Raw genomic sequence first — 25,053 nt, 5'->3', positions numbered from 1 at the left:
GGAACCGTCCGAAGCGGGCCCCGGCGCATTCGGGTTGGCGAGGTTCTGTCTACTAGACGCATAGGACGTTCGTTTCCGTACCCCCTTGAGCGGTTTTTCTTGGTGTCCACCGGACTCGAAGCGTCCGGCCCGAGCGTGCGCGGCGGCGCGGTAAGGTCACGGGATCAGCATCGAGGAGAAGGGTGAAGCCGGGTGCATGTGGTGATCATGGGTTGCGGGCGCGTCGGCTCGTCCCTGGCGCGCAGCCTGGTGGAGCGCGGGCACACGATCGGGATCATCGACCAGGACCCGAAGGCCTTCCGCCGCTTGGGCCCCGACTTCGACGAGACCACGGTCCGCGGCGTCGGCTTCGACCGCGAGGTCCTGGCGAAGGCCGGCATCAACCGCGCCGACGCGTTCGTCTCGGTCTCCTCGGGCGACAACTCGAACATCATCGCCGCGCGGGTCGCCCGCGAGAACTACGGCGTCCCGAACGTCATCGCCCGCATCTACGACCCCCAGCGCGCCAGCGTCTACGAGCGCCTCGGCATCCCCACCGTGGCGACGGTGCGGTGGACGGCCGACCGGCTGCTGCGCCACCTGCTGCCGGAGGAACAGGAGCCGCTGTGGCGGGACCCGACCGCGACGCTGTCGATGGTCGAGATCATCTGCGCCGAAGCCTGGTACGGGACCGCGCTGTCCGCTTTGGAGCAGGAGACGGGCCACCGGGTCGCGTACATCACCCGGTTCGGGCGCGCGACGCTGCCGACGCCCTCGACGGTGCTCCAAGACGGCGACCAGGTGTTCATGCTGGTAGCCGACGGGGACGAAGGCAAGATCCGCGAGATCGCGGGCGCCGCCCCGCGTGGAGGTGCCGCATGAGGGTCGCCATCGCCGGGGCCGGCAACGTCGGCCGGTCGATCGCCGCGGAGCTGGTCGGCAACGGCCATCAGGTGCTCCTCATCGAGCGCGACCCCGATTCCATGCGGCCCGAACGCGTCCCGGAGGCCGAATGGCTCCTCGCCGACGCGTGCGAGCTGGAGAACCTGCGCCAAGCCCGCTTGGAGGGCTGCGACGTGGCCGTCGCCGCCACGGGAGACGACAAGGTGAACCTCGTGGTGAGCCTCCTGTCGAAGACCGAGTTCGCGGTGCCGCGCGTGGTCGCGCGCGTCAACCGCGCCGAGAACGAATGGCTGTTCAACGAGGAATGGGGCGTGGACGTCTCGGTCTCCAAGCCGCGACTGCTCGCCGCGCTCGTCGAAGAGGCCGTGAGCGTCGGCGACCTGGTGCGGCTCTTGACCTTCCGCCAGTCCCAGGCGAACCTCGTCGAGATCACACTGCCGCTCGAGGCACCGCATGTGGGCAAGCGCATCGCCGAGGTGACGCTGCCGCACGACGTGGCGCTCGTGGCGATCATCCGCGGCCGCCGCGTCATCGCCCCGACCCCGGACGACACGCTTGAAGCCGGCGACGAACTGGTGTTCGTGTGCCATGAGGACGCTGAAGAGGCGACCCGCTCGGTCTTCCTCGGAAAGCGGCGGTCGACCACCACCGGCTGAAACCGGCGGATTGTCGCTCGTGGCACGCCTCGCTGGGCGGCTGCGAGCCGTACCCGGTCACGGATACCGGCGAGATCCTCCACGCCGATACCGCGACCGGTGCGGGCATGGTCACCCCGGACTCGAGCACCTTCAAGCGCTGAAGCGCCTGGGTTCCTTCTGGAAACCCCGTGAAACCCGGCCGTTCGGGCTTTACATGCGCGAGTACGCCGCGATACATTGAAAGTTCTCAATGTTCCTACTTTTTGGGAGCGCTTTCATGACACATCTCAAACGGCTCGACCTCCGTACCCTGATCGTCCTCGTCGCCGCGCTCTTCGCGGCCGGGGCCGCCTCGGTCCTCTTCATCCAGCCCGCCGCCAGCCACGGCACGTCCATCGCCCAGCCCTCGAGGCACTACAGCTGCTGGGAGCGCTGGGGCTCGGACTTCCAGAACCCGGCCATGGAGCAGGAAGACCCCATGTGCTGGGCCGCATGGCAGAACGACCCCAACGCCATGTGGAACTGGAACGGCCTCTACCGCGAGCAGGTCGGCGGCGACCACCAGGGCGCCGTCCCCGACAACCAGCTGTGCTCCGGCGGTCAGACGGGTGGCACCCGGTACGCCCCCCTCGACGACCCGGGCGCCTGGAAGACCACGAAGGTGGACGCGAACTTCACGTTCACCAACTGGGACCAGGCGAACCACGGCGCCGACTACTACCGGATCTACGTCACGAAACAGGGCTACGACGCCCAGACCGACGCACTCGACTGGGCCGACCTCGAGCTGGTGAAGGAGACCGGCGACATCGATCCCGGCGTCGGGCGACCGCCGGCCTCAGGCGGCGGGACCCTCGTCGACATCCCCGTCTCGGCGCCCGGCCGCACCGGCCACCATGTCGTGTACATGATCTGGCAGGCCAGCCACTTCGACCAGTCCTTCTACTCGTGCTCGGACGTGTGGTTCGGCGAGGGCCAGCCCGCTGAGGAGACCACGCCGCCGACCGAGCCCACCGACGACCCGACCAGCGAGGACCCGACCGACGAGCCCACCGTGCCCGCCGGATACGCCTGCACTGCAACGGCAGCCGTCAACAGCTGGGGCTCAGGCGCCACGGTCACCGTCAAGGTGGCCAACACCGGGACGCAGGCCATCCACAACTGGATGCTGCACTGGGAGTGGCCGAGCGGCGTGACACTCGGCAACATCTGGAACGCCGAGCACTCCACGATGGGCACCATGGAGATGGCCGAGCCGGTCGATTGGAACAAGGCGATCCCCGTAGGCGGTTCCGTCGAGTTCGGACTCAACGTCTCCGGATCGCTCGCCAGCGCACCGGAGTTCGCCTGCCTTCCGAGTTAACGGGGGCGCGAGTCTTGGCGAAGCTTGCGAGCCATGAATGAGCAAGGCGAAGGCGCGGCGCTCGGGCGCCGCGCCTTCATGCACATCAAGCCTTTGCGTCCTCGACGGCTTTCATCTTGCGGCGCACGGCCCAGATCGTGAAGGCCGTCAGCGCGATCGTGATGGGCCAGCCGCCGAAGAGGGTCACCAGGCCCAGTGCGTTGTCAGCGTCGATCGCGTACAGCCAGATGCGCAGCGCGTTCTTGAGGAGGAAGACGACGCCCCACAGGATCGTGATCCGGCTGAGCACGTCCACGAGCGGCTTGTTCTGCCGCCATTCCTTCTTGCCGCCTTGGGCGACAACGGCATAGATCCACCCGATGATCGGATGGCGCACCAGCGCCGAGACGATGAGCAGGACACCGTAGACCGAGCCCTGGATGATCCCGGGCAGGTAGAAGTTGCGGGCGTCGGTCGAGCGCCAGGCCAGGAACGCGCCGAGCGCGATGCCGAACAGGCCGTTGAGCGCGTGGCGGACCGATTCCCTGCGAGCCGCGCGCCAGGCGGCGATGCCCAGCGCGCTCGCGGCCGAGATGACGATGGCCCACTGGAGTCCGGTGAGCGGCCCCATCTGGTCGGGCAGGAGCGGGTTGAGGACCACGAACAGGGTGATGGGGACTGCGGCTTCGACGACGCCCTTGACGCCGCCGAGCTGCTGCGAGAGCTGCTCGGTGAACGGCGGGAGCTCGTCCGGATCGACCTCGCGAGGGGCGGTGCCCTCTCGCTCGCGGAGCTCGGTGTCAGTCGCGCGGGACTCGGTGTCGGCGGGTTCGCGGGCCGGCGTCTCGGTGCTCAATGCGGGCCTTCCGGATCGTGTGGCTGGTCCGCGCTCAGGGGCGCAGTTCGTAGGTCGGGTTGTAGACGACGAGTCGTCCGTCACTCAGCTGTGCCACGCGGCCGCGAGCGACGAGCCTGGTCCCGGCCTCAAGGCCCACGATACGCCGTCGACCCATCCAGACCAATGCGACCTGACCGGTGCCGTCGAAGAGTTCGGCCTCGACAGAGGGCGATCGGCCGTCGGTGCGCAGCACGACGGTGCGCAGGCGGCCGGCGACCGCGGCGAGCTGCCGGGGTTCGAGCCGCTCGACTGGGGTCGTGTCGGCGTCGAGGAGCTCGCCGAGCGAGGTGCGGCGGATCTCGTCGGCGAACAACTCCTGCGAGGGCACGGCGAGGCGCTTCAACCAGTCCTTGACGCGGGACCCGGCGGGCATGGTCCCCTACCGCTTGGGGCGCGGGGAGGGCTTGCGGCGGACCTGGGGCCTGGGGGTGTCGCCGGCCGCGATGATGGCGCGGTTGCCGTCGCCGCCTTCGGCTTTGCGCTGCGCGATGCGCGCGGCGGCCTCCTCGGCCATCTTCGGCGGCAGCTTCAGCGGGAGGGGTTCGCGCACCGGCATGGCGCCGGAGCCGCGGTCGATGACGAGGAGGCGCAGGGCCTCGTCGAGTTCGGGGGCGGCGGCCTCGTCGAGGGCCCTCTGGCCCTGGAAGGTGGCCTGCACGAACCAGCGGGGGCCGTCGATGCCGCAGAAGCGCACCGAGTTGGTGCCCTTCTTGGAGGCGACCTTGGCGATGAGCTCGGTGCCCCAGCGGCCCTCGACCTGCTCGACCTGGCCGCCCTGGCCGGTGACCTGGGCGGTGAGCTCCCCGCGGAACTCCTCCCAGATGCCCTCGCTGCGCGGCGCGGCGCGCACGAGCAGCTGGAGCGCGGAGGCGCCGGTGGTCAGCAGGACCTGGCTGATGTTGCCCTTGGCGTCGGTCTGGGCCTGGAAGCCCACGCCCTTGGGGACGGGCAGTCGGATCGCTCCCAGGTCGATGCGGCGGATGTCGTCGTCGGGGGCGTCGCTGACGTCGAAGGGGCCTTCGGTGGCCTCGTGCTCGAACGATTCCCCGCTCTCGGCCAGGGAGTCGAGGACGGCGCCCTCGGCGGGGCGCTGCTTCTTCGACTTTCGCCGCTTAAACACGTTCGTTCTCCTCTGCAAGTCGGCGGTGCCCGCCGGTGGATCCGTGGCCGCTCGCGCCGCGCTGCGTCGGCGCGAGGTCGTCGACCTCGGTGAAACGGGCTCGTACGACCGGTTGGATCACCAATTGTGCGACACGGTCGCCGCGTTCGATGACGGCGGTCCGCTCCGGGTCGAGGTTCACGAGGTTGATCTTGATCTCACCGCGGTAGCCGGAGTCGATCGTGCCGGGGGCGTTGACGATGGTGACGCCGAGCTTGTGGGCGAGTCCGGAGCGCGGGTTCGTGTAGCCAACGTGCCCTTCGGGGATCGCCACGGCGACGCCGGTGCCGACGAGGTGCCGCTGCCCGGGGGCCAGTTCGACGCGCTCGGCGGCGTAGAGGTCCGCTCCGGCGTCGCCGGGGTGCGCGTAGCCGGGGAGCGGCAGGTCGGGGTCGAGCCGCCGGATGGCGACCGGGACGTCGGCTGACATCGTCGTCGGGTTCCTCTCACTCGCGGAAGCACGCCCCTGAGGTTGTGCGACTGGCAGGGTTATGGTCTCAGATTTGGCATCCTCCCCTACTGCTGGAGAAGGGGATTCTGACCGGTTTCCCGATCAGGCGGTAATCCCTTGCGGTTTCCTGCTGGTTCCTGCTTCGCGGGCGGTCGCCTCCACGCTAGGAGCGTTTCGGTCTTACACCGTCTCCACAGGCTGCAACCGCCAGCCCGGCGGCCAGAATGTTCTTCGCGGCGTCGATCGCTCAGACTAGGGTTAGGAGTCTGATCCCACCCCGCGAGAGGACCTGATGAGAAATACGGAACGGTACGCCGAGCGCATGAGGTTGCCATTGGCGGGTTGGCTGGCCGTGATCGTGGTGGCGGTGCTCGCCGGGGCGCTGTCCAACTTCGGCGACATGCGCTGGTGGCGTGTGGCCGCGAGCGTCGCGCTCATGGTCGCGGTGTTCGTCGGCGCGTGGTGGCTGAGTCGCCTGCGGGTCGCCGTTGCTGAAGTCGACGGCGAGGTGTGGCTCCACGTGGACGACGCGCGGCTGCCGATGTCGGCCGTGGCCGAGGTCCAGGTCCTGGAGCCGGTCGCCTACTCCGACGCCATGGGCGTCGCATTGCATCCGCTGGCGTTCATCGTCCAGCGGCCCTGGATCAATCGCGGGTTGCGGATCGTCCTCGACGACCCTGCGGATCCGACCCCCTACTGGATCGTCGCCTCGCGCCGTCCCGAGCGGCTCAAAGCGGCGCTGACGGCCGCGCGGGAGCCGGTGGAGGCCTAGAGCCCCGGACAAGCGAGACGGCCCGCAGGAGGTCTCCTGCGAGCCGTGCGCTATCTGAGGGGCACCGTTCCTGGCAAAGCTTCCGAGCTGAATGTCAGCGGTCTCGGCAAAGCTTGCGAGCCGTGGACGCGGACTGCGGCTAGGCGCAGTCCTTGCAGATCGGCTGCCCGTTCTTCTCTTTGGCGAACTGGCTCCGGTGGTGGACCAGGAAGCAGCTGGAGCATCGGAACTCGTCCTGCTGCATCGGCAGGACCTTCACCGAAAGCTCTTCATCGCCCAGGTCGGCACCCGGCAGCTCGAAGTTCTCGGCCACCTCGGCCTCGTCGACGTCCACCGACCCCGATTGATCGGTGCGGCCCTTCGCAAGGGCGTCGATGCCGTCGGTCCCGGCGTTCTCTTCCTTGTCCCGGCGCGGGGCGTCGTAGTCGGTTGCCATCGTTTTCCACTCCCATTGGTTTCTCTTGCGGCTCCGGAACCGAGCGCGGCGGGTTGCCGCTGGGGCATTCGGGTGATACAGCGGCCCGGCTCTGGTTCCTGGCGGGTTCGGTTCCGTCCCTGCAGGCGGCGTACCTTACCGCGTGCAGTCCATTCCTATACACGATGCCCCAGGGTTTTTCATCCCCATTGTGGCGAGAAACACTTCTGTGTCGAGGGCAGCGAGTGTACCGCCTCTCGCCCACGGAGACGACCCGCGCACGATAGCCTTTCGGATGGCAACGTTTGCGGGCCGTCGGCTCGTCTAAGGCGCAGACGGTCGTTTGCACTTTTTGGAGACTCGGGGAGGCAGCCGTGCGTATCGCTCGTATCCGCGCTTTGACGGTTCTATGCGCATTGGCGCTGGTCGCGGGCTTGATCACGCTGTGGGCCATTCGGAACGACTCGCAATTGTCGGCGAGCGACGACTGCCCGCCCGGCGCGGTCGAGATCAAGACCGCACCGATCCCGGCCCCCGAGGACATCGAGGTCGTCGTCCTCAACGGCACCGACAGCGACGGACTGGCCGAGCAGGCCGCCGCGCAGCTCGAGGACCGCGGCTTCGTCGTCACCGAGACGGGCGACGCAGACGAGGAATACGACGGCACCGCGCTGGTGTACTTCGGTCCCGACCAGTACGCCGCCGGGCTCCACACGCACGCGTACTTCTACCAAGGGCACGAGGCTTTCGATCTCGACTGGGACAAGCCGATCACCATTGTGCTGGGGGACGACTTCGCGGAGGTACGCTCGGCATCCGACGCGCGCCAGTCTTTCGCGCAAGGCGGCATCGGCGAAGCACCCGAGGGCACTTGCACGGTAGAATAGACCGCCGTCACACCCCACGTGCTGCGACACATTGACACTGAAAATGCGGAAACACAGCTCGAAACGGCACCACGGACGGGCCGCAGGCGATTTTCGGCGCTACAATTCACGCCTGCCCGGTCGTTGTGCCGACCTGGGCTGCCGACCCAATATCCAACGCTCACCCGCTATGGAGCCCGGCTGCGCCGTGCCCGCCATTGCCTCGGAAGGTTGCTCGTGACTGACGCACGTCCCACCGGCACAGACGTCAATTCCCTGACCGACTCGCTGCTCTCTCTGGCCCGAGAGAGCAACGGGCAGCTGACGTCCGCGACGGTCGCCCAGGTTCTGGAGTCGGTGCAGGCCTCCCCCGCCGATGGCAAGAAGGTGCTTCGCGCATTGGCCGAGGCCGACGTGACCGTGGTCGTGGACGGCTCCGCCTCCACCCGCAAGCGCGTCCCCGCCGCCCGCACCGCCACCTCCGCCCGGACCACCACCGCCAAGGCCGCCAAGAAGACCGCGGTGAAGAAGACCGCCAAGAAGGCCGCCGCCGCACCGACCGCCGAAGAGGCGGGCGAAGAGGCCCCGGTCAAGAAGGCCGCCAAGAAGACCGCTAAGAAGGCCGTCGCCAAGAAGGCGGTCAAGAAGGCCGCCGCGAAGAAGCCCGCGGACGGCGAGGAGCCCGACGAGGCCGAACTCGCCGCGGCCGCCGACGACGACGCCTTGGCAGAGGCCGCAGCCGCGGCCCCCGCCAAGAAGGCCACCCGCAAGAAGGCCGCCAAGAAGGCCACCCGCGGGAAGTCCAAGAAGGACGGCGAAGACGACGAAGAGGGCGACGACTTCGAGTGGGACGAGGAGGACTCGGAGGCGCTCAAGCAGGCTCGCAAGGACGCCGAGATGACCGCCTCGGCCGACTCGGTCCGCGCTTATCTCAAGCAGATCGGCAAGGTCCCCCTCCTCAACGCCGCGCAGGAGGTCGAGCTCGCCAAGCGCATCGAGGCCGGCCTGTACGCCGTCGAGCGTCTCAAGCTGCTCCGCGAGGGCGGCGAGGAGATCCCCACGCAGATGCGCCGGGACCTCGAATGGATCGTCCGCGACGGCGACCGCGCCAAGGACCACCTCCTCGAGGCGAACCTCCGACTCGTGGTCTCGCTCGCCAAGCGCTACACCGGCCGCGGCATGGCGTTCCTGGACCTCATCCAGGAAGGCAACCTCGGTCTCATCCGCGCCGTCGAGAAGTTCGACTACACCAAGGGCTACAAGTTCTCCACGTACGCCACCTGGTGGATCCGCCAGGCCATCACCAGGGCCATGGCCGACCAGGCGAGGACCATCCGTATACCAGTCCACATGGTCGAGGTCATCAACAAACTCGGCCGCATACAGCGTGAGCTGCTGCAGGATCTCGGTCGCGAGCCCAGCCCCGACGAGCTGGCCAAGGAGATGGACATCTCCCCGGAGAAGGTCCTCGAGATCCAGCAGTACGCGCGCGAGCCGATCAGCCTCGACCAGACCATCGGCGACGAGGGCGACAGCCAGCTCGGCGACTTCATCGAGGACTCCGAAGCCATTGTGGCCGTAGACGCGGTCTCCTTCTCGCTCCTGCAGGGGCAGCTCCAGCAGGTGCTGCAGACCCTCTCGGAGCGCGAAGCCGGCGTCGTGCGGCTGCGGTTCGGCCTCACCGACGGCCAGCCGCGCACCCTCGACGAGATCGGCCAGGTCTACGGGGTCACCCGTGAACGCATCCGCCAGATCGAGTCGAAGACCATGTCGAAGCTGCGGCACCCGTCGCGCTCGCAGGTGCTGCGCGACTACCTCGACTAGGTCCGTTTCGCTCCCGGCGTAACGGAAGCCGAAGAGGCGCAGCAAGGCTCCGAGCAGTGGTGTATCACCCGAACGGGTGGGTACCTACGACTCGTGCCGGGTTGTCGATCCTCGTTCCGTGGGCTACGGTGTGGAGCAACTATCCCGACCGAAGGACCGGGCGGGCCCTCAAGAAGTGAGGCCAGTCTCAGTCCGAAAGTGTCGGGCATAGGTAGTACAGTGCAGGCGTTGAACGGAACGAGCCGGTCAACAGGCCGACATCAGATTTCATTTCGACCGAACGCAGCGGAGGACCTGGTATGACATCCACCCTGACGCCCCCGCCCCAGACGGAGGAACGTCCGATCGCGGGCGAGCGCTGCGATCGGTGTAGCGCCGCGGCAAAACTCCGCGTGACCCTGGCCGAAGGCGGCGACCTCGTCTTCTGCGGCCACCACGCGAACCAGTTCGCCGAGAAGCTCGTGCCGATCGCCATCGACTTCACCGCCGACCCCGAATTCGAGTGGCGCGGCACCGACCTCATGGCCTCGGAGAACTAGCGCGCACAGGCTTATCGTAAGGGCCCGAGCGGGTTTCCGCTCGGGCCCTGATCAAATTTCAAGTGAGTACCGTCAAGTGAGTAGCGTCAAGTAAGCACCGTCAAGACTGTTCGATTCCAAAGCAGTTCCTTGATACGACAGCGGGCCGCCAGAGATGGCGGCCCGCTGTCGTTCACTTGATGCCTCGGTCACCAGGACCGGATCGCGGCGATCCGCTCCTCCAACTGCTCGATGGTCGCCTGCGCGCTCGGCGGACCGCCGCACGTCGACCGCAGCTTCGCGTGGATCTTCCCGTGCGGCTCGTTCGTCGCGAACGAGCGGGCGCCCACCAGCGCGTTCAGCTGCTTGCGGAGCTTGAGTCGCTTCTGCGCGTTCGTCATCGCCGGCTCGGCCGCGGGCCGCTCCACCGTCTCCGTGCGCGCCCCGCTCTTCTGCTTCGCCATCTGCTCGCGCTGGCGCTTCTGCAGCAGCAGGTGCACCTGCTCCTGTGTCAAGAGGCCCGGCAGGCCCAGGTACTCCTGCTCCTCGGCGCTCCCGGCCTCCACCGGCAGGCCGAACGAGCCGCCGTCGAAGATCACCTGGTCGAGTTCCGCGTTCGACTCGAGGGTCTCGCGCTGGCCGCCGAGTTCGGTGCCCTCGTTGAGGACCCGCTGCGCCTGCTCCAGCAGGAGCTCGGGGTCCTCGTCCGGGGACTTGGGCTTGATGACGTGGTCGCGGTCGGCCTCGAGGTTCTCGGCGAGGCTCAGCAGCGGGATGACGCTCGGGAGGAACACCGAGGCGGTCTCGCCGGGCCGGCGGGAGCGCACGAAGCGCCCGATGGCCTGCGCGAAGTACAGCGGCGTGTGCGCGTTCGTGGCGTAGACGCCGACGGCGAGGCGCGGGATGTCGACGCCCTCGGAGACCATGCGGACGGCCACGAGCCATTCCTCATCGGACTCGGCGAACTTGGCGATCTTGTCCGACGAGCCCACGTCGTCGGAGAGGACGATCGAGGCGCTCTTCCCGGTGACGCGCTTGAGGATCCCCGCGTAGGACCGGGCGCTGTTCTGGTCCGAGGCGATGATGAGGCCGCCCGCGTCGGGAATGCCCGCCGCGCGCAAAGAGGAGAGCCGCCGGTCGGCGGCCCTGATGACCTGCTTGATCCACTCCCCCTCCGGGTCGAGCGCGGTGCGCCACGCCTGACTCGTGAGGTCTTTGGTGAGCGGTTGGCCGAGGCGCACGTTGAGCTCGTCGCCCGCGCTGGTGCGCCATTTGGCTTGACCGGAGTAGGCCATGAACATGACGGGGCGGACGACGCCGTCGGCGAGGGCGTCCCGGTAGCCGTAGAGGGCGTCGGGTCGGGAGCGCTTGGTCCCGTCAGGGTCCTCCTCGTACTCCACGAACGGGATCGGGTTGTCGTCGCTGCGGAACGGGGTGCCGGTCAGGGCCAGGCGGCGCTCGGCCTCGTCGAAGGCGGTCTGGACGCCCTCGCCCCAGGTGCGGGCGTCGCCGGCGTGGTGGATCTCGTCGAGGATGACGAGGGTCCGGCGGGCGAGCGTGCGGCGGCGGTGCACCGCGGGGTCGGCGCCGATCTGCGCGTATGTGACGACCACGCCGTGGTAGTCGGCTGCACTGTGGACGTCGGAGTTGCGGAAGACCGGGTCGAGCTGGATGCCGAAGCGGGCGGCCGCGGCCGACCACTGGACTTTCAGATGCTCGGTCGGGGCGACGACGGTGACCGTGTCTACGGTGCCGTCGGCGAGCAGGTCATAGGCGATGCGCAGTGCGAACGTGGTCTTTCCAGCGCCGGGCGTTGCGACGGCGAGGAAGTCGCGCGATTGACCCCGGTGGTACGAGACCATGGCCTTGCGCTGCCAGACCCGAAGCGACGGAAGCGTTTCGGGTGGGGCGGCCGGGATCATGCGGGCTCCTCTCGGACGGGACTGGACCCGGTTGATTTTAGGCCGCGAGCGACATCACGTTCATCGCTCCAGGAGGATCGTGTTGGGGCCGACGTTGACACTGCGGACTTGCATCATGGCGCCGAACTTTCCCGTCTCGACGCGGGCGCCGAGGTCGCGCAGGTCGGAGGCGACGGCTTCGACCAGCGGCTCGGCCACCGGACCGGGCGCGGCGGCGTTCCAGGACGGGCGCCGGCCCTTGCGCGTGTCGGCGTAGAGGGTGAACTGGCTGACCAGGAGGATCGGTGCGTCCAGATCGGACGCCGAGAGTTCGTCCCGCATGATCCTCAGGGACCAGATCTTCTCGGCGATCCAGCGGACCTCCGCAGGTCCATCCGTGTGGGTGACACCGAGAAGGACCAGGAGGCCCTCGCCGATCGCGCCCACGGTCGCCCCTTCGACGGTGACTTCGGCTTCGCTGACGGTCTGCACGACTGCTTTCATGCCACCGATCCTGCCGCACCCGCCAGGCGTAGGCTCGAAGGGTGGCAAGGCGTGAGAAGGCGACCAGCATCACGGATGCGGCGATGTCCCTCGATGAGGAGCGGCGGTACCGGACGATCCGGTACGTCGTGATGATGTCGATCCGCGGCGTGCTCGTGATCGTGATCGGCATCCTGGTGATGGCGGAAGCGCCGATGCTGTGGCTGTGGCTGGCACTCGGCGTGGTCGGCATGGCCGTGCTGCCGTGGCTGGCGGTCATCTTGGCGAACGACGCCCTGGCGCGCAAGCCCGGCAGGTTCATCAAGCACCAGCGGCGGGCGCAGACCCTCGAAGCGCCCGAGCGCCGCATGATCGATTCGGAATAAGCAGCCCCCTCGACGATGCTTGCGAGTCGTAGATTTGTAGAGGACCGTGGCAAGATTGACGGGATCTTGCGCGCGAATGAGGAGTGAGTTGACGTGAGCGAACTTCCCACCACTGGTGGCTCCGACGGAGTCGGCGGTTCCGGTTCCACCCTGCTCGAAGAGCAGACGAAGACCAACCCGAACTACGTGTTCGAGGACGGCGACGACGAGCGCTTCTCGCACTACGTGCCGAAGGACAAGCTCATGGCCGCGATGGTCGACGGCATCCCGGTGAAGGCGCTGTGCGGGAAGATGTGGGTGCCCACGCGGGACCCCGACCGCTTCCCGGTGTGCCAGAACTGCAAGGACATCTACGCGAAGATGAAGGGCTGACGCCTGCAGCGCGGCTCTCACCTTTCCGCGGACCACTACTGTGATGGGGCTCTACCTGCTATAACGCACGGGTGGAGCCTTCTCTCGATATCGACCCGAGCGTGCTGAGCCTGGTCGCCGAACTGGTCGGCACCGCGGTCTTCGCCGCCTCCGGGGCCAGCGCCGCGGTGGGCAAGCGGCTCGACCTGTTCGGCGTGGTCGTCATCGGCGTCATCTGCGCCCTCGGCGGCGGCGCCATCCGCGACCTGCTCATCGACGCCAAGCCACTGGTGCTCACCGACTGGCGCTACCCGCTCGTGGCGCTCGTCGCCTCCCTGTTCGTCTTCCGGTTCCACCCGGCGCTCTCGCGGATGCGCCCGATGATGCTCGTGCTCGACGCGGCCGGGCTGGCCCTGTTCACCGTGGTCGGAACCGTGAAGGGCCTGGATTTCGGTTTCGCGGTCTACGCGGCTTGCATCGTGGGAGTACTCTCCGGAATCGGCGGGGGCATCCTGCGGGACGTCCTGGTCCAGGAGATCCCGGCGGTGCTCCGCGAGGACTTCTACGCGATGGCGGCGCTGATCGGCGCGGTGATCGTGGGGATCGGGGCCCGGTGGGAGTCCGTGATCGGCCACTGGACGCTCTCGCTGATCGCCATCGCGACGATCTTCGTTGTACGGCTGGTGGCCATCAGGTATCGGTGGGAAGCACCGAAACCGAAATTCTGATCGTGTCTCCCCGGTTCGTGCCACCCTTCGATCTGGGGGATCAGAATCCTTGAATTCCGCTGCAAGCTGGTAACCCGAAGCCCGGTGCCCACCGGGTATGGCGCGGATCAACCCACGCGCCGAGGGTCTGCAGCGAAAGGCGAATTCGATGGCACCTGTCGACAGCATCCGCCAGCGTCCGGCGAGGCGCCCGGCGCAGCGCGCGGCCGAATACTCCGGCGACCCCGTTCGCGCCTATCTGAACGGCATCGGCAAGCACCGGCTGCTCACCGCCTCCGAGGAGGTCGAGTGCGCCAAGGCCATCGAGGCCGGCCTCATGGCCGAGTGCCGCATCTGCGAGATCACCGATCCTGACTTCCGCAGCGACCTGGCCCGCATCGCGGCCGAGGGCCGCGCGGCCAAGCAGCGCATGCTCGAATCGAACCTGCGCCTGGTCGTCTCCGTCGCCAAGCGCTACTCCGGCGCCGGCATGAGCCTGCTGGACCTCATCCAGGAGGGCAACCTGGGCCTGATCCGGGCGGTCGAGAAGTTCGACTACCAGAAGGGCTACAAGTTCTCCACGTACGCCACCTGGTGGATCCGCCAGGCCATCAACCGGGCCGTGACCGACCAGTCGCGCACGATCCGGGTGCCCGCGCACACCGTGGACCAGATCAAGCGGATGAACCGCGTGCGCCAGGACCTCATGGCCGAACTGGGCCGCGAGCCGCGCTACGAGGAGATCGCCGAGGAGCTCGACGTGACTCCGGGCAAGGTCCTGGAGCTCATGTCCTACGACCGCGAGCCGGTGAGCCTGGACCAGACCGTGGGCGAGGACGACTCGACCGCGCTGGGCGATCTGGTCGCGCACCTGCCGCGCGAGCACGGCAGCGACGACGCCGTGTCGTACGCGCTGCTGCGCCGCCACATCGCGAGCGTGCTGGCTTCGCTGCCGGAGCGGGAACAAACCGTGCTGCGGCTGCGTTTCGGGATTGACGACGGGCGCCAGCGCACCCTCGAAGAGGTCTCGGCCGACTTCGGCCTGTCCCGCGAGCGGGTCCGGCAGATCGAGAAGAACGCGCTGCACCGCCTGCGCCAGCCCGACTACGCCGGGCGCCTGGCCGAGTATGTGGCGTGATCGAGCCTGACGGTCCGGTTCACGGCGTCGCTATGGGGCGTGAGCGCCCTGTACGTCCGGATGGCTGATGGCAGGAGCGGCCTTCACGCCGTATACCATTGGTGCTGACAGGGGGTCTGGCGGCTACTCGACCCACCCCGCTCGGTGCCCTGCGGGCGGACTAAGTGAAGGAACGAAGCTGTGACCACGGACCTCGTCGACACCACCGAGATGTACCTGCGCACGATCCTCGAACTCGAGGAGGAGGGCGTTCCGGCGCTTCGCGCCCGGATCGCCGAACGGCTCGAGCAGAGCGGCCCGACGGTCTCGCAGACCGTGGGCCGGATGCAGCGCCACGGCCTGCTCAACGTCAAGAGCGACCGGCACCTGGAGCTCACCGAAGAAGGCCGCAGTCAAGCGGTCGCGGTGATGCGCAAGCACCGGCTCGCGGAGCGGCTCCTGGTCGACGTCATCGGCATGTCCTACGTGGAGGCCCATGATGAGGCCTGCAAGTGGGAGCACGTCATGAGCGACTCGGTGGAGAAGCGCGTGTACGAGCTCTTGGAGCACCCCACGCATTCGCCGTACGGCAACACGATCCCCGGGCTCAAGGAGCTCGACGCCTCGGCGGTGCCCGCGGGCCACGAGGTCGACGAGCGGCCGTTGAGCGTGGTCTCCCCCGGTTCGAAGGTGCGCGTGACGCGCCTGTGCGAATCGGCCCAGACCCACCCGGAGCTGCTGGCCTCGCTGCACGAGGCCGGGGTGGACCCGGGCGCCGAGGTCGCGATCGACCGCCTCGACGGCGAGGTCGCGGTGACCTCGGGCGCGGCGACGATCCGGCTCTCGACCGACGACGCCGCGAAGATCTTCGCCACTCCCGTCCAGTAGGCCGGGTCTTCGACCGCACCGTACTTCCAACCGCGCTGAGCCGCAACGGCATGCGCGCCTTGGAAGTGCATGCGTTCGAGTCTTGACCGAGGCCTTACCGGAGAGTAGGCTGTCCAAAGCGCTGCAAACGTTTCCAATTGTCCCGTTTCGGGGCTGAACATTGGGGACGTTCGCGCCCGAAAACTGCACTCCGCACCTGAGCGCCCTTCCCGCACCCCCGGCGGGGAGGGCGCTCACTAAGCGGTAAGCAAGAGGCCGCCGGGCATTCGCCCGGCGGCCTTCATTCGTTTTCGGCCCAGCCCGCTGTCTCAATCTTGGCGAAGCTTGCGAGCCGTAAATTGGCAGAGTGGGCCGAGGCGATGCCCTTCGCGAGTTCGGTGAAGCCCGCGACGAGGCCGTTCACGGTGGCCGGGTCGGTGTCCAGCGGTGTGGTGTAACGCATCTCGAAGATCGTGCCGCCCTCGTACCAGCCCATCTCCATGGCCGGGCCCGCGCCGGTGTCCTCGGTGTGGACGATCCAGTACGCGGCCTCGCCGAGGCCGTCGATGGCCTCGGTGCCGTCGGCGAGCTCCTCTTCGTAGACCTCGGCGGTCGCCTCGGTGCCGATGACGAACAGCGTCAGGTCCGGGTAGGCGGCCTCGCCGGTCTGCACCGCGCAGGTGAGCTGCGCCGGGGCGTCCTCTTCCTCGGCGGCTTCGCCGGGACCGCCGGAGGCGAACCGGAAGTCCTCCCCCGTCACGGAGTTCAGCGTCTCCGAATCGATGAACGGGCAGGCGCCCCCGGCGTCGGCCAGGTCGAGTTCGACCGGCGCGGTCGGCTCGCCTTCCGAGCTCGACTCGTTCACGGCGGTGTCCACCGGGTCCTCGACCTGGGGCGTGCCTTCGTCGCTGCACGCGGCCAGGGCCAGCAGGAATGCGGCCGGGACTGCGATCAGTGCGCGCTTCATCATTTCTCCCCTGTGGCGACGTCGCGGCCCCTTGAGACCCAGTCGCTCCATGAGCCGATGTACACCGGCGGTGTCGGCAGTCCGGCCGCGGTCACGGCGAGCGCGGTGCGCGCCGCGCCGACGCCGGAGCCGCAGTAGTAGGCCGCTTCCGGATGCGGCGCATAGCGTTCGCGCAGCCGGTCGGGGTCCGAGAGGTCGTCGTCGCCGAGGAAGAGGTTGATAGCCCCGGGGACGTGGCCGGCGACGGGGTCGACCGGTTCCATCTCGCCCCGGTAGCGCTCGGGGGCGCGCACGTCGACCAGTTCGCGGTCGCGGGCCCAGTCGGCGGCCGACTCGGCGTCGAGCACCGGGAGGTGGCCAGGGCTGACGGTCACGTTGCCCGGCTTGGGCTCAGGCGTCTGCGTCTCGAGCGGGAAGCCGGCGCCGGTCCAGGCCTTGATGCCGCCCTGGAGGACCTGGACGTGCTCGAGTCCAGCCCAACGGAGCGTCCACCACGTGCGGGCGGCGGCCATGCCTTCGCCGTCGTCGTAGACGAGCACCGGGGTGCCGTCGTCGATCCCGGCGGCCCGCAGGACCGCTTGCAGCGCTTCGGGTTCGGGCAGCGGATGCCGGCCGCCCACGGCGCCGACCGGGCCGCACACGTCCCGGTCGAAATCGAGCCGGACCGCGCCGGGCAGATGCCCGGCCGCGTAGTCGGCTTCCCTGGACGGCCCGCCCAAGGTCCATCGGACGTCGAGGCGGACCGCGTCACGCAGGTCGCTGGCCTCGTCGGCATCGATCATTGGCCTCATGGGTCTCAGATTAACGGAGATGTGCATTGGGCCGCTCGGCCGCCGCCGCGAATTCGGGCATCACGGCCACAACCACGCCGTTCTCGCGCAGAATCGCGTCACCGCCGGGCGCGTCGACGAAGTTGCGCGGCTCCCCGAGCGCGTAGACGACCCGACTGATCCCGGCGGCGATGAGCAGGCGCGCGCACGGGTCGGGGCGTGAGGCGCGGTGCCCGCACGGCTCCATCGAGGTGTAGGCGGTCGCGCCGCGCGCCGCCGGGCCCGCCTGGCGCAGGGCCACCTCCTCGGCGTGGTCGTTCGGGTCCTCGGCGCGCGACCAGCCTTCGCCGACCGCGCGGCCGTCGACGACGAGGACGGCCCCGACGCTGAAGGCGGTGGCGGACGGCGGGCAGCGTTCGGCCAGTTCGACGGCGCGCGCCATCCAGCGCGCGTCATCCTCTGTGGAGTAATCTTCGGCGTTCGGCACGGTCCCACCGTACCTTCGCGGACGCGTGCCGAACCGCCACGAGGCGGTAGTCACCGCCCGTTGCCGCGGGCCGATACCATGTGGGAGTCCCCCGACACTCCAGCCACGTCAGACGTGCGCGCGGCGAACGAGTCAGAAGGCCCGCGGGTCGCCGATCAAGTGAGGTGCAGTAGTTGTCCGTCCAGTCCCCTCCCGCTCAGACGCAGGCGCCCGCCCCACCGGCGGCGCCCGCGATCCGCGAAACGGCACCGCCCGCCGGCGCCGCGCCCGGGCAGCGACGGTTCGACCGCATGCTGGCCGCGCTGCGGTTCACGCCCGGGCAGCTCCGCGGCGTGCTCGCCGTGGTCGCCGCCCTCATCCTCGGCGCCGGGATCACCGGCATGACCGCGATCCTCGCCAGGTCCGCCGTCATCGAGGAGACCACCAGCCAGTCAGGACGACTCTCGGTAGCGGCTCTCCAGCTGTACCAAGCGCTTTCGCAGGCCGATGCGACCGCCGCGTCCTCGTATCTGACGGCCGGTACGCCTTCGGACGAGATGAACGACACCTACCGCGAGGCCATGCGCGACGCCACCGTGGCGCTCGCGACCGCCGCAGGTGAAGTGAAGACCCCCGCCGACGTCGAGCTCGTCGCCGAGCTCAACGCGCGGCTGCCGGTCTACACCGGGCTGGTCGAGACCGCCCGCACCTTCAACCGCCTCGGCGAGCCCGTCGGCGCGACCTACCAGGAGCAGGCCTCCACCCTCATGCGCGAGGAAATGCTGCCGTCCGCGCACGACCTGCAGGAGAACTCCCTCGGGCAGCTGAGCGAGTCGCGCGCGGACGCCGCGGCGTTCCCGTGGGCGGCCGCAGCGCTGACGATCGCCGCGCTCGGCACCCTCGTGTGGGCCCAGATGTGGCTGTCGCGCAAGACCAACCGCGTGTTCAACCTCGGACTCGTCGGCAGCACCGTGCTGCTGGTCGTCTTCGCCGGATGGCTCAGCATGGCCTCCCTGGCGTCCGCCAACCACACCAACCGGTCCCATGAGGACGGTGCGGGGCCGCTCGAACTGCTCGCGGACGCCGAGATCACCGCCCAGCAGGCCCGCGCCGAGGAATCCCTCGTGCTCATCGCCCGCGGCGAGGACCCCGACGCCGCGGCGCGCTTCGAAGAGCACTTCAAGGCGCTGGCCGACCCCGGCGAGCTGCTCGACCAGCTCGACGAGGCCTTCGCCTCCGACCCTGAGCTGTCGAAGAACATCGACACCGCCCGCGAGGCCGCCGAGACCTGGCGCGCCGGACACGACGAGGTCGTCAAACTCGCCCAGGAAGGCCGCTACGGCGAAGCCGTCGCGCTCGTCGTCGGCGAAGGCGAAGGCGAGGACGAGACCGGCCTGTGGGCGTCCTTCACGACCCTCAACGACGCCCTGACCGAAGCGACCGAAGTCAGCGCCGACCGATTCATCGAGGCCACCCACGACGCCCAGCGGTCCCTCTCGGGCGCCGCGGTCGGGCTCGCGGCCCTGGCGCTCGGCGCGCTCATCAGCGCCGCGGTCGGCATCCAGCTGCGAGTGGCGGAGTACTACGCATGATTCGACACCAGATCCGACTCGCGGCCGCGGCCGCCGCCTGCCTCGTCCTCGCGGCCTGCTCGCAGCCGGCCGGCATGGAGCCCCCGCAGGTCGACGTCCCCACGCCGCTGCCCGCCGGGATCAACTTCGAGCCTGAAATCGACACCGCCCCGGTCGACGAGAGCTGCCAGCCGCTCGCGTCCTACAACCCCGGCTCCGCCACCGTCGAGAAGGCCCGCGCGGGCCTCGACGACCAAGAGCAGATCAGCATCGGCATCAGCCAGTCCACGAACCTCATGGGCTACATCGACCCCGCGACGAACACGCCGACCGGCTTCGACATCGACATCGCGACCGCCATCGCCGAGTCGATCCTCGGCCCCGACGCGAACATCCGCTGGGTCCCCATGACCTCCAAGCAGCGCGAAGGCGCCGTCAACGAGGACCGGGTCGACATGGTCGTGCGCACCATGACCATGAACTGCAAGCGCTGGGCCGACGTCGAGTTCTCCGCCGAGTACTACCACGCCGGCCAGCGCCTCCTCGTGCCGAAGACCTCGGGCATCAAGAGCCTCGCGGACCTCGCCGAAGACCACCTGGTGTGCACCGGTGAAGGGTCCACCTCCGTGCGGACCATCGCCGAGCAGTCCGCGGCCCAGCCGGTCACCGTGCCCGACTTCAACGACTGCATGATCCTGCTCCAGCAGGGCACCGTCGACGCCATCACCACCGACGACACGATCCTCGCCGGCATGGCCGCCCAGGACCCGACCCTCGAAGTCGTCGGCGACGCGTTCTCCCAGGAGCCCTACGGGATCGCGTTCCAGAAGGGCAACACCGACCTCGCCCGCTACGTCAACTCCGCCCTCGCGGCCCTCATCGCGGACGGCACCTGGCAGACCTCCTACGACAAGTGGCTCAAAGGACCGCTGGGCGTCGCCGGCGCCCCGCCGAGCCCCCAGTACCGGGATTAAGGGAGCGACATGAGCGACCAGCAGCCGCCGCCCGAGCACACCCAGCGGTACCTCCCGGGCGCCTACCAGCCCGAAGGCGAAGCGACCGACACCGTCAGCATCCGCAAGCGCCTCAACACGCCCCCAGCGGTCCCGCCGCAGCCGGGCTTCGCGCCCGCGCCGCCCGGCCCGCACGGCACCAACTCGGTGCCGCCCGCGTACGCGCCGCCGCCCGTCTCGGCACCGCCCGTCTCGGCGCCGCCGGCCTCACCGCCGATGCCGCAGCCCGGCACGCAGGGCATGGTGCCCGCAGGCGCGATGCACTCGCCGCCGCCCGCTCCGCACCGGGCCCCCGCGGCGCTCCTGCCGCAGCCGATCACGGGCCCCGTCACGCGATCGGTCACCTCGAGCACCCGCCAGCGCGGCGGGCTCTCCGACATGCCGCCGGTGCCCCCCAGGGACCCCGCCGAAGCGGTCATGGCGAACCCGCAAGTGCCCGAGCACAAGCGGTTCTGCTCCGCGTGCGGCAAGCCCGTCGGCCGGCCCCAGTCCGGGCGCGGCGGGCGCGTGGAGGGCTACTGCGCCCACTGCCGCACCCGCTACTGGTTCACGCCCGCGCTCAGCCCCGGCGACGTGCTCTCGGAGCGCTACGAGGTGCTCGGCGCGATCGCCCACGGCGGTCTCGGATGGATCTACCTCGCCAACGACCGGAACTTCGCCGACGACCTCACCCAGCGGTGGGTCGTCATCAAGGGCCTCATCAACACCTCAGACGAGGACGCGATCGAGGCCGCGATCAACGAGCGGCGCTTCCTCGTCGGCATCGACCACCCCAACGTGGTCGACATCCACGACTTCGTCACCGCCGCCGACCCGCGCTCGGGCCAGCTCCAGTCGTACATCGTCATGGAGTACCTGGCCGGGAAGTCGTTGCGCGACATCAGGGACGCGGTCGACGAGAACGGCGAGCGCAAACCGCTCCCGCTGGAGCAGGTGCTCACCTACACCGCCGAGCTGCTGCCCGCGTTCAGCTACCTGCACGACCGGGGCCTGCTGTTCTGCGACTTCAAGCCCGACAACATGATCCACGTCGAGACCTGGCTCAAGCTCATCGACCTCGGCGCGGTGCGCCACGTCGACGACATGGAGTCGGCGATCTACGGCACCCCCGGCTACTCGGTGCCGAACGACGAGATCCTGTCCGTCGGCCCCTCGGTGACCTCCGACCTGTACACGATCGGCCGCTCGATGGCCGTGCTCGCGTTGGACTTCAAGGGTTTCACCAGCACGTACCGCGACAAGCTGCCGCCGGCCTCCGAAGTGCCCGTGTTCAACGAGTTCGGGTCCTTCCACCGGCTGCTGATGCGCACCACGCACGCCGACCCGCGCTCGCGCTTCCAGGACGCGGACGAGCTGCGCACCCAGGTGCGCGGCGTGCTGCACGAGGTGCAGTCGGTCCAGAAGGGCGAACCCAGGTTCGAACCCTCGACGCTGTTCAGCGGCGAGCAGGCCGTCTTCGGCGAACCCGACCTCGACTACGACGTGCACGCCGTCGGCGACCCGTTCGACGTGGCGCACGCGCTGCCCACGCCGATGGTGGACCTCGCCGACCCGATGGCGGCGTTCATGGCGACGCTGCAGGCCACCGACGCCGGCGGGATCCTCGCCGAGCTGAACTCCGCGCCCGTGCAGAGCCCCGAGGTGCAGCTGCGCCGCGTGCGGACCCTCGTCAACGCCGGGGACCTCAACCAGGCCGCGTCCGCGCTCGACCAGTTCGCGCAGCGCGAGGGCAACACCTGGCAGGTCACGTGGCTGCGCGGCACGATCTCGCTGCTCGCGGCCGACTTCCACACGGCCGCAGCGCATTTCGACGCCGTCTACTCGCACCTCCCCGGAGAGCTGGCGCCCCGCCTGGCGCTGGCGGCGTGCGCGGAGATGGCGGGCCGCCGGGATCTGGCGCTGCCGCACTACACGCGGATCTGGACCTGCGACCACCGGTTCGTCTCGGCCGCATACGGTCGGGCGCGACTGCTGGACCTCGAAGGCCATTCGACCGAGGCGATCACGGCGCTGCACCAGGTCCCGAAGACCTCGGCGCAGTACGGGATCGCGCAGACCGCGGCCATCCAGACCGCGCTGCACTCGCGGACCTCGCCGCCGTCGCTGCTCGACCTGCACCACATGGCCGGGCGGCTCGACGAGCTCAAACTCGAACCGCGGCGCCGGCACCTGGTGTCGACCCGCATCCTCCACCTGGCGCTGGACACGGTGCTGCGCACCGGGCCGGCGCACGAGCCGCGCGTGTTCGGGGCACAGCCGGAGGAGCGGGAGCTGCGCCTGGCGCTGGAGCGGTCCTACCGGGACCTCGCCCACGCCTGCACCCGCCGGGAGGACCAGGTGTACTACTTCGACCTGGCCAACCGCCACCGCCCCCGCACGATGCTGTAGCGAAGGAGCCCTATGCAGCCCTCACCCACTTTGGGCGCCGCGAAGCGTTGCACCGCTTGCGGTCTCCCCGCCGACCTCGGCCGCTACTGCGAGGATTGCGGCGGCGACCTGGAGGAGTTCGCGGTCCCGGCCGAGGAGGCCGCGTGGCTGTCCTCGGCTGCCGTGGAGGAGAACCCGGACCACCCGGGCGGCTCCGACGACCACCTGTCGTTCGGGCTGCCGGGCATCGGCGCCGCGACCGACGTGGGCAAGCGGCACCACTACAACCAGGACTCGATCGCGATCGCGGTCGCCGAGGACGGGCGAAAGATCGTCGTCGTCTGCGACGGGGTCTCGGGGGCCTCGGACTCTGAGCGCGCGTCACTCGCAGGGGTGGAAGCCGCTGTGACGGAGATCCGGTCGGCGCTCGGCGAGGGCCTGTCCGCGGAGGACGCCTCGCGGCGCGGCGTGGGCGCGGCCCACTCGGCGGTGGCCGCGGTGGGCAAGCAGTACCCGAACTCGCCGCCGTCTTCGACGTACGTCTCGGCGGTGGTCGAGGGGAACCAGGCGATCCTGTGCTGGGTGGGCGACTCCCGCGCGTACTGGGCCGGCGAGAAAGAGGCGAGATGCCTCACGGTGGACGACACGATCCAGGCCCGGCTCGAGTACCAAGGGGTCGACCCCGAGGACGAGCGGTACAAGAATCCGTACGCCAAAGCCCTGCTCGCGTGGCTCGGGGCGGATGCTCCGGCCCTGAACCCGAACCTCCTCCGTGTGGATCTGGGAGGGGGACATGTCGTAGTGTGCAGCGATGGTCTGTCGCGCTATTTCAATGACGATCACGACCTTCTGCCACTGCCGGACGGCAGCGTTGGCGACAAGGCGGTAGCGTTGACACGACAAGCGCTCGCCAACGGCGGGCATGACAACATCAGTGTCGCGGTGGTGGAACTCGAATCCCCCGGTTCGGTCCAGGCCGAAGGGCATGCGCAGGAGCATGTCGGCCAGGACCCTCCGGAGCAGGGTGAGAAGTCCGCCCCGCTGCTCGGTGTCGTCAGCGAGGCCGAGTACACCCAAATGCTTGGAGGGGGACGACCTTGACCTACCAGCCGACCTACGGCGGTGCCCCACAGCCGGGCGGGTACCAGTGCGCCTGCGGGGCTTTCCCGCAAGCCCAGTTCTGCGAGCAGTGCGGGACGCCCAACCCGGCGTGGCAGCAAGGCCAGCCCCCGCAGTCACCGGCCTTCGGCCAGGGCTACGCGCCGAACGACCCTTACGGGCAGCAGCAGCAGCAAGACCCGTACGGGCAGCAGCCGGGCTACGGCCAGCAGGACCCGTACGGCCAGCCGCAGCAGCAGGACCCGTACGGCCAGCAGCCCCAGCAGGGCTATGGGCAGCAGGACCCCTACGGGCAGCCGTCGCAGCCGCAGGATCCCTACGCGCAGCCTCAGCAGGGCTACGGGCAGCAGGATCCGTATGGGCAGCAACAGCAGCAGCCCGGCTACGGCCAGCAGGACCCTTACGGGCAGCCGTCGCAGCCCCAGGACCCCTACTCGCAGCAGCAGCCCGGTTACGGGCAGCAGGACCCGTACGGCCAGCCGCAGCAGCAGGACCCTTACGGGCAGCAGCCGGGCTACGGGCAGCAGGACCCCTACGGTCAACCGCAGCAGCAGGACCCGTACGGCCAGCAGCCCCAGCAGGGTTACGGCCAGGACCCGTATGCGCAGCAGGCCTACGGCGCGCCGACCTCGGCCCCGCCCGGGCCGCCTCCGGGCGTCCCGTCCGCGCCGTTCGGCGCCCCGACCTCCGCACCGCCCGCGACGGGCACCGGCGGGTTCTCGATGCCGGACGCGCAGCCGAGCGACCTCGCCTCGAACTACGCCCCGCCCGGCCAGGCCTCCCGCTGGGGTGTCGCGGTCACGGCGGACCAGGGCTACTTCAACAAGGTCGCGGCCTCTGACGGGGCCTCGCAGCTGCAGTACCCGTCGTTCGCGAAGCCGCGCCGCTTCCCGCTCGACAAGGGCGACCTGTCGATCGGCCGCTACAGCGCCAAGCGCGGCATCACCCCGGACATCGACCTGTCCGGCGATGTGGCCGACCCCGGCGTGAGCGCGCAGCACGCGAAGCTGTTCTCCAAGCCCGACGGCTCGTGGACGATCATGGACGTCGGCTCCTCGAACGGCACGTTCCTCAACGGCTCCGACGAGCCGCTGGCGCCGAACGTGGAGTTCCCGGTGGGCGACGGCACCTACATCAACATCGGGGCGTGGACGCGCCTGACGGTGCACTACGAGGGTTAAGACGTACGAATGAGGGCCCGGT

27 protein-coding genes are annotated in these 25,053 nt (G+C 69.2%); 17 read left to right on the top strand and 10 right to left on the bottom strand.

Annotation, left to right across the window (positions count from 1 at the left end; genetic code table 11):
* The first annotated feature begins 192 nt into the window (after positions 1-192).
* From ACFO8M_RS02630 to ACFO8M_RS02620, 3 genes are all read left to right on the top strand, one after another.
* Positions 193-861 (top strand): potassium channel family protein, encoded by a 669-nt coding sequence (locus tag ACFO8M_RS02630; RefSeq protein ID WP_387970078.1) that lies wholly within the window; start codon positions 193-195, stop codon positions 859-861.
* A complete protein-coding gene (locus ACFO8M_RS02625; protein ID WP_387970075.1) occupies positions 858-1,538 on the top strand; it encodes a potassium channel family protein in 681 nt (226 codons plus the stop codon). Before ACFO8M_RS02630 ends, ACFO8M_RS02625 begins: the two co-directional genes overlap by 4 nt.
* 259 nt (positions 1,539-1,797) lie before the next feature.
* Positions 1,798-2,883 carry a lytic polysaccharide monooxygenase auxiliary activity family 9 protein gene (locus tag ACFO8M_RS02620; RefSeq protein ID WP_387970072.1) on the top strand — a complete coding sequence of 362 codons (1,086 nt, stop codon included), beginning with the start codon at positions 1,798-1,800 and terminating at the stop codon, positions 2,881-2,883.
* Between the two features lie 85 nt (positions 2,884-2,968).
* Here the strand turns inward: ACFO8M_RS02620 and ACFO8M_RS02615 are convergent, their stop codons facing one another.
* From ACFO8M_RS02615 to dut, 4 genes are read right to left on the bottom strand one after another with little or no spacing between them, the layout of a single operon-like run.
* Positions 2,969-3,718, bottom strand: a complete 750-nt coding sequence (locus ACFO8M_RS02615) for a DUF3159 domain-containing protein (protein ID WP_387970069.1) — start codon at positions 3,716-3,718, stop codon at positions 2,969-2,971.
* Between the two features lie 34 nt (positions 3,719-3,752).
* Positions 3,753-4,133, bottom strand: a complete 381-nt coding sequence (locus ACFO8M_RS02610) for an OB-fold nucleic acid binding domain-containing protein (protein WP_387970066.1) — start codon at positions 4,131-4,133, stop codon at positions 3,753-3,755.
* Between the two features lie 6 nt (positions 4,134-4,139).
* A complete protein-coding gene (locus tag ACFO8M_RS02605) occupies positions 4,140-4,880 on the bottom strand; it encodes a DUF3710 domain-containing protein (protein WP_387970063.1) in 741 nt (246 codons plus the stop codon).
* On the bottom strand, positions 4,873-5,349 hold the full coding sequence (gene dut / locus ACFO8M_RS02600) for a dUTP diphosphatase (protein WP_387970060.1): 477 nt from the start codon (positions 5,347-5,349) through the stop codon (positions 4,873-4,875). The genes ACFO8M_RS02605 and dut overlap by 8 nt, the downstream gene beginning before the upstream one ends.
* A 313-nt stretch (positions 5,350-5,662) precedes the next feature.
* Here dut and ACFO8M_RS02595 point away from each other — a divergent pair, with 313 nt between their 5' ends.
* The gene (locus ACFO8M_RS02595; RefSeq protein ID WP_387970057.1) at positions 5,663-6,142 is read left to right on the top strand and encodes a DUF3093 domain-containing protein; all 480 of its coding nucleotides are present in this window, start codon (positions 5,663-5,665) and stop codon (positions 6,140-6,142) included.
* A 139-nt stretch (positions 6,143-6,281) separates the two neighbouring features.
* Here the strand turns inward: ACFO8M_RS02595 and ACFO8M_RS02590 are convergent, their stop codons facing one another.
* A complete protein-coding gene (locus tag ACFO8M_RS02590) occupies positions 6,282-6,578 on the bottom strand; it encodes a DUF4193 domain-containing protein (protein WP_205324853.1) in 297 nt (98 codons plus the stop codon).
* Between the two features lie 353 nt (positions 6,579-6,931).
* Between ACFO8M_RS02590 and ACFO8M_RS02585 the strand changes: the two genes are divergently transcribed.
* From ACFO8M_RS02585 to ACFO8M_RS02575, 3 genes are all read left to right on the top strand, one after another.
* Positions 6,932-7,444: a LytR C-terminal domain-containing protein gene (locus ACFO8M_RS02585; protein ID WP_387970054.1), complete on the top strand. Its 513-nt coding sequence runs from the start codon at positions 6,932-6,934 to the stop codon at positions 7,442-7,444.
* A gap of 216 nt (positions 7,445-7,660) precedes the next feature.
* Positions 7,661-9,247: an RNA polymerase sigma factor gene (locus ACFO8M_RS02580; protein ID WP_387970051.1), complete on the top strand. Its 1,587-nt coding sequence runs from the start codon at positions 7,661-7,663 to the stop codon at positions 9,245-9,247.
* Positions 9,248-9,546: 299 nt separating this feature from the next.
* Positions 9,547-9,786 carry a DUF7455 domain-containing protein gene (locus ACFO8M_RS02575; protein WP_091053111.1) on the top strand — a complete coding sequence of 80 codons (240 nt, stop codon included), beginning with the start codon at positions 9,547-9,549 and terminating at the stop codon, positions 9,784-9,786.
* Between the two features lie 188 nt (positions 9,787-9,974).
* Here ACFO8M_RS02575 and ACFO8M_RS02570 read toward each other — a convergent pair whose 3' ends face one another.
* A complete protein-coding gene (locus tag ACFO8M_RS02570; RefSeq protein WP_387970048.1) occupies positions 9,975-11,687 on the bottom strand; it encodes a DEAD/DEAH box helicase in 1,713 nt (570 codons plus the stop codon).
* A gap of 60 nt (positions 11,688-11,747) precedes the next feature.
* The gene (gene dtd, locus ACFO8M_RS02565) at positions 11,748-12,170 is read right to left on the bottom strand and encodes a D-aminoacyl-tRNA deacylase (protein WP_387970045.1); all 423 of its coding nucleotides are present in this window, start codon (positions 12,168-12,170) and stop codon (positions 11,748-11,750) included.
* A gap of 41 nt (positions 12,171-12,211) precedes the next feature.
* On the opposite strand from dtd, the gene ACFO8M_RS02560 reads away from it, so the two are divergent.
* From ACFO8M_RS02560 to ACFO8M_RS02540, 5 genes are all read left to right on the top strand, one after another.
* On the top strand, positions 12,212-12,535 hold the full coding sequence (locus tag ACFO8M_RS02560; protein WP_387970042.1) for a DUF3099 domain-containing protein: 324 nt from the start codon (positions 12,212-12,214) through the stop codon (positions 12,533-12,535).
* Between the two features lie 93 nt (positions 12,536-12,628).
* Positions 12,629-12,907 carry a DUF3039 domain-containing protein gene (locus ACFO8M_RS02555; RefSeq protein WP_360405411.1) on the top strand — a complete coding sequence of 93 codons (279 nt, stop codon included), beginning with the start codon at positions 12,629-12,631 and terminating at the stop codon, positions 12,905-12,907.
* Positions 12,908-12,978: 71 nt separating this feature from the next.
* The gene (locus ACFO8M_RS02550) at positions 12,979-13,614 is read left to right on the top strand and encodes a trimeric intracellular cation channel family protein (protein ID WP_387970039.1); all 636 of its coding nucleotides are present in this window, start codon (positions 12,979-12,981) and stop codon (positions 13,612-13,614) included.
* A 148-nt stretch (positions 13,615-13,762) separates the two neighbouring features.
* Positions 13,763-14,731, top strand: coding sequence for a sigma-70 family RNA polymerase sigma factor (locus tag ACFO8M_RS02545; RefSeq protein WP_387970036.1), 969 nt, complete (start codon positions 13,763-13,765; stop codon positions 14,729-14,731).
* A 180-nt stretch (positions 14,732-14,911) separates the two neighbouring features.
* Positions 14,912-15,598 (top strand): metal-dependent transcriptional regulator, encoded by a 687-nt coding sequence (locus ACFO8M_RS02540; protein WP_387970033.1) that lies wholly within the window; start codon positions 14,912-14,914, stop codon positions 15,596-15,598.
* Positions 15,599-15,878: 280 nt separating this feature from the next.
* Here the strand turns inward: ACFO8M_RS02540 and ACFO8M_RS02535 are convergent, their stop codons facing one another.
* Genes ACFO8M_RS02535 through ACFO8M_RS02525 form a run of 3 tightly spaced genes read right to left on the bottom strand, consistent with a single transcriptional unit; the run spans position 15,879 to position 17,801 of the window.
* A complete protein-coding gene (locus tag ACFO8M_RS02535; protein ID WP_387970030.1) occupies positions 15,879-16,544 on the bottom strand; it encodes a hypothetical protein in 666 nt (221 codons plus the stop codon).
* Positions 16,544-17,335 carry a sulfurtransferase gene (locus ACFO8M_RS02530; protein WP_387970027.1) on the bottom strand — a complete coding sequence of 264 codons (792 nt, stop codon included), beginning with the start codon at positions 17,333-17,335 and terminating at the stop codon, positions 16,544-16,546. The genes ACFO8M_RS02535 and ACFO8M_RS02530 overlap by 1 nt, the downstream gene beginning before the upstream one ends.
* 10 nt (positions 17,336-17,345) lie before the next feature.
* On the bottom strand, positions 17,346-17,801 hold the full coding sequence (locus tag ACFO8M_RS02525) for a deaminase (RefSeq protein WP_387970025.1): 456 nt from the start codon (positions 17,799-17,801) through the stop codon (positions 17,346-17,348).
* Between the two features lie 173 nt (positions 17,802-17,974).
* On the opposite strand from ACFO8M_RS02525, the gene ACFO8M_RS02520 reads away from it, so the two are divergent.
* From ACFO8M_RS02520 to ACFO8M_RS02500, 5 genes are read left to right on the top strand one after another with little or no spacing between them, the layout of a single operon-like run.
* Positions 17,975-19,372 carry a CHASE3 domain-containing protein gene (locus tag ACFO8M_RS02520; RefSeq protein ID WP_387970022.1) on the top strand — a complete coding sequence of 466 codons (1,398 nt, stop codon included), beginning with the start codon at positions 17,975-17,977 and terminating at the stop codon, positions 19,370-19,372.
* Positions 19,369-20,325 carry a glutamate ABC transporter substrate-binding protein gene (locus ACFO8M_RS02515; protein ID WP_387970018.1) on the top strand — a complete coding sequence of 319 codons (957 nt, stop codon included), beginning with the start codon at positions 19,369-19,371 and terminating at the stop codon, positions 20,323-20,325. Before ACFO8M_RS02520 ends, ACFO8M_RS02515 begins: the two co-directional genes overlap by 4 nt.
* 9 nt (positions 20,326-20,334) lie before the next feature.
* Complete coding sequence (locus ACFO8M_RS02510; RefSeq protein ID WP_387970015.1) at positions 20,335-22,752, top strand: serine/threonine-protein kinase; 2,418 nt, start codon at positions 20,335-20,337, stop codon at positions 22,750-22,752.
* Between the two features lie 12 nt (positions 22,753-22,764).
* Positions 22,765-23,832 (top strand): PP2C family protein-serine/threonine phosphatase, encoded by a 1,068-nt coding sequence (locus ACFO8M_RS02505; RefSeq protein ID WP_387970013.1) that lies wholly within the window; start codon positions 22,765-22,767, stop codon positions 23,830-23,832.
* The gene (locus ACFO8M_RS02500; protein WP_387970011.1) at positions 23,829-25,031 is read left to right on the top strand and encodes an FHA domain-containing protein; all 1,203 of its coding nucleotides are present in this window, start codon (positions 23,829-23,831) and stop codon (positions 25,029-25,031) included. Before ACFO8M_RS02505 ends, ACFO8M_RS02500 begins: the two co-directional genes overlap by 4 nt.
* The last annotated feature ends 22 nt before the right edge of the window (positions 25,032-25,053 follow it).

This window comes from Glycomyces rhizosphaerae, from assembly GCF_042647865.1.
Lineage (GTDB): Bacteria > Actinomycetota > Actinomycetes > Mycobacteriales > Micromonosporaceae > Glycomyces > Glycomyces rhizosphaerae.
The sequence above is the reverse complement of the archived record's forward strand: the minus strand, read 5'-3'. Positions and strand labels throughout refer to the sequence as shown.